At 68.1% G+C, this 12,527-nt stretch carries 15 protein-coding genes; 8 read left to right on the top strand and 7 right to left on the bottom strand.

The features are described 5' to 3' along the window. Window positions 1-30: 30 nt before the first annotated feature. Window positions 31-1,755 (bottom strand): class I poly(R)-hydroxyalkanoic acid synthase, encoded by a 1,725-nt coding sequence (gene phaC, locus E5P2_RS09165; protein ID WP_162566792.1) that lies wholly within the window; start codon window positions 1,753-1,755, stop codon window positions 31-33. A gap of 103 nt (window positions 1,756-1,858) precedes the next feature. Between phaC and E5P2_RS09160 the strand changes: the two genes are divergently transcribed. Continuing rightward, window positions 1,859-2,158, top strand: a complete 300-nt coding sequence (locus E5P2_RS09160) for a hypothetical protein (RefSeq protein ID WP_162566791.1) — start codon at window positions 1,859-1,861, stop codon at window positions 2,156-2,158. Here the strand turns inward: E5P2_RS09160 and pgeF are convergent. Continuing rightward, window positions 2,090-2,845 (bottom strand): peptidoglycan editing factor PgeF, encoded by a 756-nt coding sequence (gene pgeF, locus E5P2_RS09155; RefSeq protein WP_162566790.1) that lies wholly within the window; start codon window positions 2,843-2,845, stop codon window positions 2,090-2,092. The two genes, E5P2_RS09160 and pgeF, sit on opposite strands and share 69 nt — an antisense overlap. Window positions 2,846-2,847: 2 nt before the next feature. Further along, on the bottom strand, window positions 2,848-3,486 hold the full coding sequence (gene maiA / locus E5P2_RS09150; RefSeq protein WP_162570412.1) for a maleylacetoacetate isomerase: 639 nt from the start codon (window positions 3,484-3,486) through the stop codon (window positions 2,848-2,850). Between the two features lie 102 nt (window positions 3,487-3,588). Here maiA and E5P2_RS09145 point away from each other — a divergent pair, with 102 nt between their 5' ends. The 5 genes from E5P2_RS09145 (at window position 3,589) to E5P2_RS09125 (ending at window position 7,785) form a co-directional block, all read left to right on the top strand. Then, window positions 3,589-4,290, top strand: coding sequence for a fumarylacetoacetate hydrolase family protein (locus tag E5P2_RS09145; RefSeq protein ID WP_162566789.1), 702 nt, complete (start codon window positions 3,589-3,591; stop codon window positions 4,288-4,290). 5 nt (window positions 4,291-4,295) lie between these two features. Beyond that, a complete protein-coding gene (locus E5P2_RS09140; RefSeq protein WP_162566788.1) occupies window positions 4,296-4,847 on the top strand; it encodes an NUDIX hydrolase in 552 nt (183 codons plus the stop codon). Further along, window positions 4,844-5,380 carry a CreA family protein gene (locus E5P2_RS09135; protein ID WP_443083511.1) on the top strand — a complete coding sequence of 179 codons (537 nt, stop codon included), beginning with the start codon at window positions 4,844-4,846 and terminating at the stop codon, window positions 5,378-5,380. The genes E5P2_RS09140 and E5P2_RS09135 overlap by 4 nt, the downstream gene beginning before the upstream one ends. A 15-nt stretch (window positions 5,381-5,395) precedes the next feature. Beyond that, the gene (locus E5P2_RS09130) at window positions 5,396-7,180 is read left to right on the top strand and encodes an ABC transporter ATP-binding protein (protein WP_162566787.1); all 1,785 of its coding nucleotides are present in this window, start codon (window positions 5,396-5,398) and stop codon (window positions 7,178-7,180) included. A gap of 62 nt (window positions 7,181-7,242) precedes the next feature. Further along, window positions 7,243-7,785: a murein hydrolase activator EnvC family protein gene (locus tag E5P2_RS09125; RefSeq protein ID WP_162566786.1), complete on the top strand. Its 543-nt coding sequence runs from the start codon at window positions 7,243-7,245 to the stop codon at window positions 7,783-7,785. Here the strand turns inward: E5P2_RS09125 and E5P2_RS09120 are convergent. Further along, on the bottom strand, window positions 7,782-8,219 hold the full coding sequence (locus tag E5P2_RS09120; RefSeq protein ID WP_162566785.1) for a DUF1810 domain-containing protein: 438 nt from the start codon (window positions 8,217-8,219) through the stop codon (window positions 7,782-7,784). The two genes, E5P2_RS09125 and E5P2_RS09120, sit on opposite strands and share 4 nt — an antisense overlap. Window positions 8,220-8,329: 110 nt before the next feature. Here E5P2_RS09120 and E5P2_RS09115 point away from each other — a divergent pair, with 110 nt between their 5' ends. Beyond that, complete coding sequence (locus E5P2_RS09115) at window positions 8,330-8,623, top strand: hypothetical protein (RefSeq protein ID WP_162566784.1); 294 nt, start codon at window positions 8,330-8,332, stop codon at window positions 8,621-8,623. Between the two features lie 52 nt (window positions 8,624-8,675). Here E5P2_RS09115 and E5P2_RS09110 read toward each other — a convergent pair whose 3' ends face one another. From E5P2_RS09110 to E5P2_RS09100, 3 genes are all read right to left on the bottom strand, one after another. Further along, entirely contained in the window at window positions 8,676-8,894 is a 219-nt protein-coding gene (locus E5P2_RS09110; RefSeq protein WP_232080631.1) for a hypothetical protein, read from the bottom strand. A 75-nt stretch (window positions 8,895-8,969) separates the two neighbouring features. Further along, entirely contained in the window at window positions 8,970-9,824 is an 855-nt protein-coding gene (locus E5P2_RS09105) for an undecaprenyl-diphosphate phosphatase (protein WP_162566782.1), read from the bottom strand. Window positions 9,825-9,942: 118 nt separating this feature from the next. Further along, window positions 9,943-10,860, bottom strand: a complete 918-nt coding sequence (locus tag E5P2_RS09100; protein WP_162566781.1) for a LysR family transcriptional regulator — start codon at window positions 10,858-10,860, stop codon at window positions 9,943-9,945. 180 nt (window positions 10,861-11,040) lie between these two features. Between E5P2_RS09100 and E5P2_RS09095 the strand changes: the two genes are divergently transcribed. Beyond that, on the top strand, window positions 11,041-12,519 hold the full coding sequence (locus E5P2_RS09095) for an MmgE/PrpD family protein (protein ID WP_162566780.1): 1,479 nt from the start codon (window positions 11,041-11,043) through the stop codon (window positions 12,517-12,519). Window positions 12,520-12,527 lie beyond the last annotated feature (8 nt).

Below are 12,527 nucleotides of genomic sequence, written 5' to 3'. Positions count from 1 at the left end.
TCCGATGCTTGCGTTGGGATGGGGTGAGGGTCAGGCTTTTGCCTTGACGTAGCGGCCTGGCGCGGGCTCGGTCGCCTTGTAGGCGCTGCCTTTGCCGTAGGCCTTCGGGGCAGGGATCTGCTTGCCCGCATGGGTCTTGAGCCAGTTCGACCAGTCGGTCCACCAGCTGCCGGGATGCTCGGTCGCGCCGGCCAGCCATTCGGCCTGCGTCTTCGGCAGCTTGCCGTCCTCGCGGATCCAGTGGCTGCGCTTTTTCTTGGCCGGCGGATTGATCACGCCGGCGATGTGGCCCGAGGCGCCCATCACGAAGCGCTTCTTGCCCGCGAGCAGTTGCGTCGAGGCGTAGGCGCCGCCGATGGGCACGATGTGGTCCTCGCGCGAACCGTAGATGTAGACCGGCGCGTCGATGCTGCGCAGGTCGACCTTCTCGCCGGCCACGGTCAGCGCGCCGGGCTCGGCGAGCTTGTTCTCGTGGTAGGTGTTGCGCAGGTACCAGCAGTACATCGGGCCCGGCAGGTTGGTGGCGTCGCTGTTCCAGTAGAGCAGGTCGAAGGGTGGCGGCGACTCGCCCTTCAGGTAGTTGCCGACCACGTAGTTCCACACCAGGTCGTTGGGTCGGAGGAAGCTGAAGGTCGATGCGAGCTCGTTGCCCTGCAGCATCCCGCCCTTGGCCATCTGCATCTCGCGCAACTGCACGAAGCTCTCGTCGATGAAGATGTCCAGCACGCCGGTGTCGGTGAAATCGAGCAGGGTCGTCAGCAGCGTCACCGAAGCGGCCGGCTGCTCGCCGCGCGCCGCCAGCACGGCCAGCGCGGTGGAGAGGATGGTGCCGCCGACGCAGAAGCCGAGCGTGTCGATCTTGCCGCCCTTCTTGTCCTGGCCGCTGATCTCCTGCACGACGTGGATGGCCCGGATCGCGGCATCCTCGATGTATTGGTCCCAGGTGTACTGGGCCATCGACGCATCGGGGTTGCGCCAGCTCACGACGAAGGTGCGATGGCCTTGCTCCACCGCATAGCGGATCAGCGAGTTCTCGGGCTGCAGGTCGAGGATGTAGAACTTGTTGATGCAAGGCGGCACCAGCAGCAGCGGCCGCTCATGGACCTTGGCGGTGAGGGGCTTGTATTCGAGCAGCTGGAACAGATCGTTCTCGAACACCACCGCGCCTTCGGTGGTGCCGACGTTGCGGCCCACTTCGAAGGCACTCTCGTCAGTCATGCTCACGTGGCCCTGCTTCACGTCGTGCAGCAGATTCTGGATGCCGCGGGCGATGCTCTCGCCCTGCGTGTCGAGCGCCTTCTTCTGCGCCTCGGCGTTGAAGGCGAGGTAGTTGCTCGGCGCCGAGGCCGCCATCCACTGCTCGACCGCGAAGCGCAGGCGCGAGCGCGTCTTCTCGTCGGTCTCGACGGCATCGGCCATGCCCATCAGCGTGCGCGCATTGAGCAGGTAGATCGCGGCCGAGAAGGCCGACACCGGATTGCTGCGCCAGGCCTCGCCCGCGAACCGCTTGTCGGCGCCGGCCTTGGCGGCGAAGCCTTGCTGCCAGAGCTGCGTGGCCTCGTCGACATACTGCTGCTGAAGCGCCTGCAGCTTCTCGCTGCCCATGGAGAAGCGCGGAACGTCCCACGCCGCGGCGCCCGCACCGGCGCCCGTGCCCAGCGACTGGAAGGACTCGAGCGCCTTGCCCCATCCCTGGGCCAGCGCCTGCTGGAAAGGCGCGAAGCTGTCTGCCGCCGTGGCTGGTTGTTGTTTCATGGAGTCTCCTGCTTGCTCACCGAGTACGGACGGGATTTGAGTATGCTGCATTCACCAGGGCGAAACCAGCGCGGCCCCCCATACCTTCCTGAAATCATCGTCCATGCACCTCGTCGTCATCGGTTGGCTTTATGTGGCGCTGATGATGGCCGTCGCCGAAGCCACCAACACCAACGGCACCGTGCTCGGGGCCATCTTCACCTTTCTACTTTACGGACTGGCGCCGGTGGCACTGGTGGTTTACCTGATGGCGACGCCGGCGCGCCGCAAAGCGCAAAGGGCACGCGAAGCGGCCGAGCGCGAGGCCGCGATCCGTGCCGCCGAGGACACCCCGTCAATCGCGCCAGATGCAGGCGGCGAGCCGGCCGCTGACGCGGTCGCGCCGGTGCGAGAAGAAAAGTAACGGATTGTGCGAAGTACACCAGGCTTCGCTGCTGTCGTTGCCGTGGATCTGCATGACGCCGGCATGGCGCAGACGGCGGCGCGCGAGGCCGGCGAGGTCGGCCATCCATTTGCCGGTCGCGCCCGCGGGTGCGAAGCAAGGCGCCGCATCGGGCATGACGGCCTCGAATGCGGCCTTGACCTCGGCACCGACCTCGAAGGCATCGGGGCCGATGCACGGGCCGAGCCACGCCATGAGGCCCTGCGCCTCGCCCGCCGATCGAAAGACATCGACGCTGCGCTCCAGCACGCCGGCCGCCAACCCGCGCCAGCCGGCATGTGCCGCCGCAACGCGCCGGCCCGACGCGTCGGTGAACAGCACCGGCAGGCAATCGGCCACCATGATGGTGCAGGCGACGCGGCCTTCGGCGGTGGTGCAGGCATCGGCGCGGCTGCCGCTGGGCGTGGCCGCATCGAGCACCAGCACCTGCGTGCCGTGCACCTGCTCGAGAAAGACCGGCTGCGCACCGATCGCCTCGCGCAGGCGGGCGCGATTGGCGGCCACATCGGCTGGCACGTCGCCGACGTGGTCGCCGAGGTTGAGGCTCTCATAGGGACCGCCCGACACGCCGCCTTGTCGCGTGGTGCACAGCGCATGCACGCCCGGTGGCGCCGGCCAGTCGGGCCGCAGCCAGCCTGCGGGCGTCATCGTCATGCTTCGGCGTCGGGACAGCGCGAGGGCTGCGCGCGCTGGAAGGCGTCGAGCTGCATGCAGGCATCGAACACGGCCATGGTGCGCGGCAGCCCGCTGAAGTCGCAATCGAAGCGCTGGCCGTTGAAGATCTGCGGCACCAGGCAGCAATCGGCCATGGTGGGCGTGTTGCCGTAGCAGTAGACGCCGTCCGGCAGGAGCGCCAGCTGGCGCTCGAAGGCCAGCATGCCCTCGCGCACCCAGTGGCGGTACCAGGCGTTCTTGGCCTCGTCGTCGAGCTTGAGCTCGCGCACCAGGTACTTGAGCACGCGCAGGTTGTTCAGCGGATGGATCTCGCAGGCAATCGACTCGGACAGGGCCCGCACGCGCGCCCGGCCCAGCGGGTCGCGCGGCATCAGCGCCGGCTCGGGGTGCGTTTCGTCGAGGTATTCGATGATCGCCATCGACTGCGTCAGCCGCTCGCCGTCGTCTTCGAGCAGGGGCACCAGCCGGTCCGGCGAGACCGCGGAAAACGGACCCGTCTTGTGGTCGCCGCGCGCGATGTGGACCGGAATGTAGTCGTAGTCGAGGCCCTTCAGATTGAGCGCGATGCGCACGCGGAACGAGGCCGAGGACCGGAAGTAGTTGTGGAGCTTCATCATTCGCCAAGCATAGCCGCCGGGCCCGTGGGAAGCCAATCCCCGGGCAACGGTCCGGGCCCTCTGGCACACTGCCGTTTTCGCTGAAAAGGACGTTTCCCCATGGCTACCGAGCATGTCTTCACTGCGCCTCCCGTCGTCTCGATCCCCGTGGTCGGCCAGGCCGCCCGTTTTCCCGTGCACCGCATCTACTGCGTGGGCCGCAATTACGAGGAACACGCGAAGGAAATGGGCTTCACCGGCCGCGAGCCGCCCTTCTTCTTCATGAAGCCGGCCGATGCGGTGGTGGTGGTCGATGCCGGCGCCACCGGCACCATGGCCTATCCGACGCTGACCAAGAACCTGCACCACGAAATCGAACTCGTGGCTGCGATCGGCACCGGCGGCAAGAACATCTTGGCGGCCGATGCGCACAAGCACATCTTCGGCTACGCGGTCGGCCTCGACATGACGCGCCGCGACCTGCAGAACGACATGAAGAAGCAGGGCCGCCCGTGGGACATCGGCAAGAGCTTCGAGCAGAGCGCACCCATCGGCCCGATCGTGCCGGCCGCGAAGGCGGGCGATATCGAGAAGGCGGAAATCTCGGTGCAGGTCGGCGGCGCCGACCGCCAGCGCAGCAACGTGAGCAAGCTGATCTGGAGCATCGGCGAAACCATCGAGCACCTGTCGGCCGCGTGGGAATTGCAGCCCGGCGACCTGATCTTCACCGGCACGCCCGAAGGCGTGGCGGCCGTGGTGTCGGGCGATACGATGGTGGGCGAAATCACCGGCCTGCCCACGCTGACCGTCAAGGTCGCCTGATCTACATGCTCCTGCGCGTCCCCATCAAACACTGCAAGAACTGCGGCACCGCGGTGGCCTACCGCGTCCCTGACGACGGCGACACCAAGGAGCGTGCGGTCTGCCCGGCCTGCGGCACCATCCACTACGAGAACCCGCTGAACGTGGTGGGCACCATCCCCGTGCTGGGCGAGCGCGTGCTGCTGTGCAAGCGCAACATCGAGCCGCGCTGGGGCAAGTGGACGCTGCCGGCCGGCTTCATGGAGCTCAACGAGAGCACGGCCGAGGGCGCCGCGCGCGAGACCGACGAGGAGGCCGGCGCCGAGTACGAGATGGAAGGCCTGTTCGCCGTGATGAGCGTGGTGCGCGTGGGCCAGGTGCACCTGTTCTACCGCGCCAAGCTCTTGAGCGACAAGTTCGATCCGGGCCACGAGACGATCGAAGCCCGGCTCTTCACCGAGGAAGAAATCCCCTGGGAAGAAATCGCCTTTCGCACCGTCCGCACGGCACTCGAGCGCTACTTCGAGGACCGCCGCCGCGGCAGCTTCGACCGCGTTCACACGGTGGACATCGTATGAGACGCCCGGCCGCTCCGAAGGCGAATACCGAAGCGCTGTTGCGCAAAGGTACCCCAGCGAGACGCCTGCACGCGGCGATCTGCGGCGCGACGCTGGCCGGCCTGGCCGCCTGCGCGCAGGCCGAGACCATCGGCGACGTCGACACCGCATTCAAGCTGATCGGCCCCGACCACAAGATCGTGGTCGAGGCCTACGACGATCCCAAGGTGCAGGGCGTGACCTGCTACGTCTCGCGCGCCAAGACCGGCGGCGTCTCCGGCGCGCTCGGTCTGGCCGAGGACAAGGCCGAGGCCTCCATCGCCTGCCGCCAGGTCGGCCCGGTCAGCGTGACGCAGCCGCTGCCCCGGCGCGAAGAGGTCTACAGCGAGCGGCTGTCGGTGCTCTTCAAGCGGCTGCGCGTGGTGCGCATGGTCGATGCAAAGCGCAACACGCTGGTCTACCTCACCTATTCCGACCTGCTGATCGATGGCTCGCCGAAGAACAGCATCACCGCGGTGCCGATCGATCGCGCGACGCCGATCCCGCAGAAATAGCGGAGTCCGCCCACGATGCGCGCGGTCGCTCCCGGCAATGCGATGCGCGAGCTCTTTGCCGCGCTCTGGCATTACGCGCGCGGCGCGCGGCCGCAGCTGGTCGGCGCGACGGTCCTGCTCACGGCCTCGCAATTGCTGCGTCTCACGATGCCCTGGCTGGCAGCGCAGGCCATCAATGCGCTGCAGACCGGCGACATCGCGCGCTCGGGCCGGTGGATCGCGGCGCTGGCGGGCATCTACCTCGTCTCGTGGGTCATCCACGGGCCGGGGCGCATCCTCGAGCGCAATGTCGGACTGCGCGTGCGCGAGGCGCTGGCCGACACGCTGTACGCGCGCATCGCCGCGGCGCCGCTGGTGTGGCACGACGGCCACCATTCGGGCGAGCTGCAGCACCGCGTGCACCAGGCGAGCCGCGCGCTGTCGGACTTCGCGCAGAACCAGTTCATCTACCTCACCAACATCGTCAACTTCATCGGGCCGCTGGTCGCGCTGACGCTGCTCTCGCACGCGAGCGGCGCGATGGCGATCGGTGGCTACGTGGTGATCGCGGTCATCATCGTGCGCTTCGACCGCGCGCTGATGCGCCTGGCACGCACCGAGAACGATGCCGACCGGCGCTACGTCGCGGCGCTGCTCGACTTTCTGGGCAACGCGTCGACGGTGATCGGCCTGCGGCTTTCGGCCGCGTCGCGCGGCCTGCTGCACCGTCGCATGCAGGCGATCTCGGCGCCGCTCAAGCGCACCGTGGTGCTGAACGAAGGCAAGTGGTTCGCGGTCGACCTGATGGGGCTGGCGCTGACCTGGGGCTTGGTCGTGGTCTATGTGTGGCAGGAGCGCACGCCGGGCCAGGCGGTGATGCTGGGCGCGGTGTTCATGATCTACCAGTACGCGCAGCAGGCCGCGAGCGTGGTGACCTCGATGGCAGCCAACTTCCAGTTCTTCGCGCGCATGCATACCGACTACAGCAGCGCCGAGCCGATCTGGCAGGCGCCGTCGCGCGCGGGCGATCTGACGCAGGAGCGCATCGACCGCGACGCGCGCTGGCACACGATCGATGTCCACGGGCTGGTCTGGAACTACGCGCCGCGCGGCACGCCGGCTGCCGCCGAGACAATGCGCAGCGGCCTGCATGCGGTGTCGCTGGCGCTGCGGCGCGGCGACCGCATCGCGCTGGTCGGGCCGAGCGGCGGCGGCAAGAGCACGCTGCTGCGCGTGCTGGCCGGGCTCTACGCGCCGCAGGACGGATCGCTGTCGCTCGACGGGCAAGCCGATGCGTGGCCGCGCCTGCGCACGATCGCGACGCTGATCCCGCAGGAGACCGAAGTGTTCGAAGCCAGCGTGCGCGAGAACCTGGGCTTCGGCCAACCCTGCGACGACGATGCCCTGCGTGCGGCGCTGCACGTCAGCACCTTCGACGAGGTGCTGAAGGCGACGCACGGCGATCTCGACACGATGCTGTCCGAACGCGGCTTCAACCTGTCGGGCGGTCAGCGGCAGCGCCTGTGCCTGGCGCGCGGCGTGCTGGCCGCGCAAGGCAGTTCGCTGCTGCTGCTCGACGAGCCCACCAGCGCGCTCGATGCCGCCACCGAGGGGCGCGTGCTGGCGCGCATCGCGGCGGCCTTCCCCGAGGCCTGCGTGATCGCGTCGATCCACCGCCTGAGCCTGCTCGAACGTTTCGATACCGTGGTGCTGATGGAGGCGGGCAAGATCGTGGATGCCGGCCCGCGCGATGAGGTGATGGCGCGCCAGCCGCTGCTGCAGAAGCTGGCGGCGCCCGCCATGGCGACCGCGCCATGTTAAAAAGCGCACCAAGGTCGCGATGGCGACGGAACCCTTTGCACCGATTCGGTTCAATCAATCCCATGCATGTTCAGACCCACCTCCTCCGCATCGGCGTCGCTGCCGTCGCCGCCGCTGCGTTGATGGCCTGCACGACGCCGCCATCGCGTCTGCCTCTGCCACCCGCCAACGGCGGCTTCGCACCCCTGCCGCCGATCTCCCAGTCTGCACCCAGCGCACCGGCGCCGAAGCCGCAGGCCATCTTCATCCGCCCGGCAAGCGGCCGCACGATCGCGGGTTTCGACGCCGAGCGCAACAAGGGCATCGACATCGCCGGCAACATGGGCGATCCGGTGGTCGCGGCGGCCGACGGCCGCGTGGTCTACGTCGGCGGCGAGCTGCGCGGCTACGGCAACATGGTGATCGTCAAGCACAACGAGACCTTCCTCTCCGCCTACGCGCATGCGCAGCGCATCCTGGTGAAGGAGAAGGACGTGGTGCGCCAGGGCCAGGTCATCGCCGAGATGGGCAACAGCGACGCCGACCGCGTGAAGCTGCATTTCGAGATCCGCAAGCAAGGCGTGGCGGTGGACCCGGAGCCCTACCTGACAGGACAACTGCGCTAGCTGGCGGGGCCGCTCCCGAGCCGGGACAGGGTAGCGGCATCGGGCTGGCCGCCGAAATATTCTTCGAGGCAGGCGCGAAAGACCTGCGCCGCGGGATCGGCCTCGGCGAACAGGGTCATCGACGAACGGAACTTCAGATCGTCGGGCACGCCGAAGATCTCGCTGGCGCTACGCCCCTGCACCGCCAGCACGCTTGCGCTGCACGCGTGCAGCCGCGGGCCGAGCAGCGGATGCGCCAGGTAGGCGCGCGCCTCGGCCAGCGACACGATGGCGTAGTGCTGCGCGGTCTCGCTTCGGCCCAGGCCCGCGATCTGCGGGAACACGAACCACATCCAGTGGCTGCGCTTGCGGCCGGCCCGCAATTCGTCGAGGGCGCGCTCGATCACGGCGTGCTGTGCATCGACAAAGCGCTGCAGATCGAACGGACCGTCCATGCGCGAGTAACCCTCCTGTAGGCGATGTCTGTCATTGTCTTGCGCGCCATGCTGCGCCGGGCAGGAGCAGCATGGGTGTGAAATTCTCGCGCACAAAAAAGGAGACCTCCATGACATGCGAAGCGATTCACTGCTTCGACACCGCGACGGTCCGGTTCGCCATCTATCCGGACGGTTTCGACGGCCCGCGAATCATTGCCGAGATCAGCGAGGACGCGCTGCGCGACCTGTTCGGCGCGCGCGGCGGCGGCAACAGCCTGGTCGATGCCTGCAAGCTGCATTTCAGCCTGATCGAGGCGCGCGCGGTGGAACGCTACCGCAGCGCGCCCTCGCGGCCCGTCGTGCTGGCCATCACGGACTTCGGCATGCCGAGCGTGCAGGCGGTGGAAGCGCTCTGCGCATGACCACCGGATCAGGCTGATCGGCGGAGAACCTGGAAGACGCAGTGCCGGCCGCTCAGCGAGGCGTCGCTGGCTGGGCGCTGGCAGCGCTGACGCCCAAGGCCGCCGAGGCCGGGACGGCCGACTTGGCGACGCCTGGCGCTCGCGCATCCCCGCGCAGGGAGCGCTCGAACGCGACGTTCAATCCAATGGCGGCAGCGAAGATCGCCGCCACCATCACGGCGGCAAACAGCACCAAGCCCGGCACGGGCAGTTTCCAGCGCGCGTGTTGCATGTCCATCGAGTCCTTTGCCTTGGTGGGACTGGCAATCCGCCGGCGTGGTTCCCGACGCCTTTCGAGGCCCGCGTTCTAGAGCACACGCCCCTGCGCAGAAAGCACCACGGCGGACATCGCCAGGCAGTAGATGCCGAAGTAGTGCCAGCGCCCGTTCTCCAGCCAGCGTGACAGCCAGCGCAGCGCGATCATGCCCGCCACGAAGCTGATCGCCATGCCCAGCAGGCTCGGCAGGGCCAGGTGAAGCCACTGACCGGCGCCCAGGCCGCCCGAGGACTTGAACAGGCGATAGGCCTCGCGCGCGATGACGGCGGGCGTGAGCACGACCGCCAGCGCGAAGCTGAACTCTTCCGCGCGCAGCCGGGACACGCCGGTCAGCAATCCGGTCGAGATGGTGGCGCCCGAGCGGGAGAAGCCGCGAAACGGCAGGCACAGTCCCTGCACCACGCCGATCGACAGCGCGGACGCAGGCTTGAGCTTCTCCGACGCCGCATGGGTGCGCATCCGCAGGCCGGAGACAAGAATCAGCACGCCCGCCGCCGCCAGGCCGCCGGCGATCACGTACACGTTGCCGAACAGGTGCTCGATCTCGAAGGTGTCGCGGTTGGCGCCCAGCGCGTACGGAATGAGCTTGAGCAGGACGAGTCCGACCAGCCCGGTGGCCGCGGTCGCGATGACGATGAGCCCCGCATTGCGCCGGAACGCCTGGCCCGATGAGAAGTACGTCGCCTTCCATTCGGTCCAGAAGTAGACGATGACCGCGAACATCGTTCCCGTGTGGAGCATCACCAGCAGCAAGGTCATGTCCGGCGCCGTCGGGTCCAGGTGCATCAGCTTCTCGGCCAGGATGACGTGGGCCGAGCTCGAGACCGGCAGCAGCTCGGCAATGCCCTGGACGAGGGCGAGAACGGTGATTTGAAGAAGGGTCATGGAATGCGGCCGGCCATTTCGCCGGCCGTGGGTTGGCATGAGGTCCGCAAGATCGGACCCGGGCTGCGCGTGTGATGGGAGCGGGGACGATAGCAGCGAAAGCCAGCAGAGCCTGACTTCAGGACGACCCCTGCGAGGGCGTGAGCGCCATCCCGGGCCAGACCTGCATCACGGCCGAAAGAAAGGCGCGGACCAGCGGGTCATTCAGACGGCTGCTCACATGGGCGACGAACAGAGGAAATTCAGCGCGAGCAATGGGCGAAGTGGCAAGAACGCCCTGCGCGAGCCCGTGCTGGACATGCTCCTCGCGCATCAGCATCAGGCCCACACCGGCCTCCAGCATGGCGCGGCCGAGCGCTGCGTTGTCGAAGCGCGCGACGGTGTTGAGTTCGAGGCCGCGCTCCTCGAAGAGCTGCTTCAGCATTGTCGAATAGGCCACGCTGCTGTCGGTGGGACAGATCCACGGAAGGGCTGCCAGCTCGGCCCAGCTCGCGCCTTCGATCTTCTCCTTCCACGCCGCAGGGCCGGCGACCCGGAAGGGGATGGTCGTGAGCCGGTAGTACGTGAACGCGGCGTTGGTGGCCCGGCCCAGCAGCAGGATCATGTCGAGTTCGCCGGTCTTCAGCCCCTCTTGCGCGCCGGTCGACGGCCGCGCGCGCAGATCCACGGTGATGAGCGGATGTGCAACGCGCAACGCGGCGATCACGTCCCCGATCCGGCTCGAGGTCGGATCGCTGGTCGATCCGAGAACCAGATGGCCTTCGAGCTTGCCGTGGATCTCGCGTGCGAAGGACGTGAACAGCGTCGCCTCGTTGAGCAATGCCTTCGCCTTGATCAGCAGGAGTTGCCCGGCGCGCGTGAGTTCCAGGCTTCGATTGGTGCGGATGAACAGTTGCGTGTCCAGGCTTTCCTCGACCGCTCGCACGTGGGCACTGGCGGCCGACTGGCTGACGTGCAATCGCTCGGCCGCGCGCGTGAGGTGCTGCTCCTCGGCCACAGCAACGAAGGTGCGCAGCTGCACCAGATCAATCAGCATCTTGCCTCCAGTCGGGCCACGGTTGTCTCCGGGGCGCCAATGCTACCCCGCGACGAATCGTTCGCGAATCGAGCACGCGGAGTCCCGAAAAAAGCCATGGACCCGGGGGGGTGCCGCTTCCTAAACTGCCTGCGCACCCAGACATCCAGCGCTCGGCTGGTTCGAATACCGGAGACCCCCATGGCAGCTTTTCATGACCCGCTCGACGCGGGCATGCACCCCGCGCATTCCGCTGACGGCGGTCGAAGCGCGGCGACGGCCGGCGAAGACTTTGCGGTCGTCCTGGCCCGCTTCGCCTGCCATCTCTCGCTGGACAAGCTGCCCGCGCCGGCCATTGCCGCGGCCCGGATGAACGTGCTCGACACGCTGGCCTGCGCGGCCGCGGGCTCGAGCGCCGCGGCCGTGGCCGAGACGCGCGAGCTCGCCGTCGAATGGGGCGGCGCGGCGCAAGCCTCCCTCCTGATCTTCGGCGACAAGGTGCCGGCGCACCATGCCGCCTGGGTCAACGGCACGATGGCGCATGCGCGCGACTACGACGACACGCACGACGCCGCGGTTCTTCATGCGGGCGTTTCGGTGGTGCCGGCCGCGCTGGCTGCGGCCGAACTGCGCGGCGGGGTCGGCGGCGCGGACTTCCTCGCTGCCGTCGCCGCCGGCCTCGAGACGATCTGCCGCCTGGGCGTGGCGACCCGCATCGGCATCGTCGAGAGCGGGTACATGTACACCTCGCTGTTCGGCCATTTCGCGGCGACCGTGGCCGCCGGGCGCGTGCTCGGGCTCGATCAGGCGCAGATGGTGAACGCGCTCGGCATCGCCTATTCGCAGGTGGCCGGCAACCACCAGGTCACGCGCGACGGTGCCCTCACCAAGCGCATGCAGCCGGGCTTCGCCGCGAAGTCCGCGCTGATGTCGGTCCAGCTCGCGCAGCGCAAGGTGCGCGGTGCCCAGGCCACCTTCGAAGGCGAGGACGGATTCCTGCGCGTCTACCTGCATGACCGCTGCGATCGCGATGCCTTGCGCGAAGGGCTGGGCGGGCGCTATGAATTCACGCAGCTGAGCTACAAGCCCTATCCCTGCTGCCGCCTCAATCACAGCGCGATCGATGCCGCGCTCGCGCTGCGCGAGGCGCATGCGATTCGCGCCGGACAGGTGCGGCGCATTCGCGTCGGCATCAACCGCCAGGCGCACGAGGCCGTGTGCACGCCGATCGAGGTCCGCAAGACCCCGCGCTCCGTGGTCCATGCGCAGTTCAGCCTTCCGTACACGGTGGCCGCGGCGATCGTCGACGGCGGTGTGCGGCTGGGTCATTTCGAGCAGGCCTCGCTGGGCCGGGAAGACCTCCTGGCCCTGGCGCAGCGGATCGATCCGTATGTCGACGAGGACATCGAGCGCGAATGGGGACGCAATGTGACCCCCGCGCTGATGCACGTCGAGATGAACGACGGCACGACGCACAGCCTGCGCGTGGATCAACCGCTCGGCCATCCCGAGCGCCCCATGACGGCCGCGGCGATGGACGCGAAGGCCATCGACTGCTTCCGCGCCGCGGCGCGACCGCTGCATGCCGACGCCGCAGCACGCCTTCGCCGGCTCGTCGAAAGCCTCGAGACCTGCGCGGACGTGAGCGCACTCGCCCGCGCACTTCAACCCGAATCGTGAACCCCGGA

Origin of the sequence: Variovorax sp. SRS16 (assembly GCF_901827165.1) — a bacterium.
In the GTDB taxonomy this organism is placed as follows: domain Bacteria; phylum Pseudomonadota; class Gammaproteobacteria; order Burkholderiales; family Burkholderiaceae_C; genus Variovorax.
This window is presented reverse-complemented; position numbering and strand designations above follow the sequence as displayed.

What these genes read in the sequence shown, in the direction of transcription:
- E5P2_RS09140 (WP_162566788.1), top strand. Translation starts at nt 4,296, where the DNA reads ATGCTCCTGCGCGTCCCCATCAAACACTGCAAGAACTGCGGCACCGCG.
- E5P2_RS09160 (WP_162566791.1), top strand. Translation starts at nt 1,859, where the DNA reads ATGCACCTCGTCGTCATCGGTTGGCTTTATGTGGCGCTGATGATGGCC.
- E5P2_RS09110 (WP_232080631.1), bottom strand. Translation starts at nt 8,894, where the DNA reads ATGCAACACGCGCGCTGGAAACTGCCCGTGCCGGGCTTGGTGCTGTTT.
- phaC (WP_162566792.1), bottom strand. Translation starts at nt 1,755, where the DNA reads ATGAAACAACAACCAGCCACGGCGGCAGACAGCTTCGCGCCTTTCCAG.
- E5P2_RS09135 (WP_443083511.1), top strand. Translation starts at nt 4,844, where the DNA reads ATGAGACGCCCGGCCGCTCCGAAGGCGAATACCGAAGCGCTGTTGCGC.
- E5P2_RS09125 (WP_162566786.1), top strand. Translation starts at nt 7,243, where the DNA reads ATGCATGTTCAGACCCACCTCCTCCGCATCGGCGTCGCTGCCGTCGCC.
- E5P2_RS09115 (WP_162566784.1), top strand. Translation starts at nt 8,330, where the DNA reads ATGACATGCGAAGCGATTCACTGCTTCGACACCGCGACGGTCCGGTTC.
- E5P2_RS09130 (WP_162566787.1), top strand. Translation starts at nt 5,396, where the DNA reads ATGCGCGCGGTCGCTCCCGGCAATGCGATGCGCGAGCTCTTTGCCGCG.
- E5P2_RS09120 (WP_162566785.1), bottom strand. Translation starts at nt 8,219, where the DNA reads ATGGACGGTCCGTTCGATCTGCAGCGCTTTGTCGATGCACAGCACGCC.
- E5P2_RS09145 (WP_162566789.1), top strand. Translation starts at nt 3,589, where the DNA reads ATGGCTACCGAGCATGTCTTCACTGCGCCTCCCGTCGTCTCGATCCCC.
- E5P2_RS09100 (WP_162566781.1), bottom strand. Translation starts at nt 10,860, where the DNA reads ATGCTGATTGATCTGGTGCAGCTGCGCACCTTCGTTGCTGTGGCCGAG.
- pgeF (WP_162566790.1), bottom strand. Translation starts at nt 2,845, where the DNA reads ATGACGCCCGCAGGCTGGCTGCGGCCCGACTGGCCGGCGCCACCGGGC.
- E5P2_RS09105 (WP_162566782.1), bottom strand. Translation starts at nt 9,824, where the DNA reads ATGACCCTTCTTCAAATCACCGTTCTCGCCCTCGTCCAGGGCATTGCC.
- maiA (WP_162570412.1), bottom strand. Translation starts at nt 3,486, where the DNA reads ATGAAGCTCCACAACTACTTCCGGTCCTCGGCCTCGTTCCGCGTGCGC.
- E5P2_RS09095 (WP_162566780.1), top strand. Translation starts at nt 11,041, where the DNA reads ATGGCAGCTTTTCATGACCCGCTCGACGCGGGCATGCACCCCGCGCAT.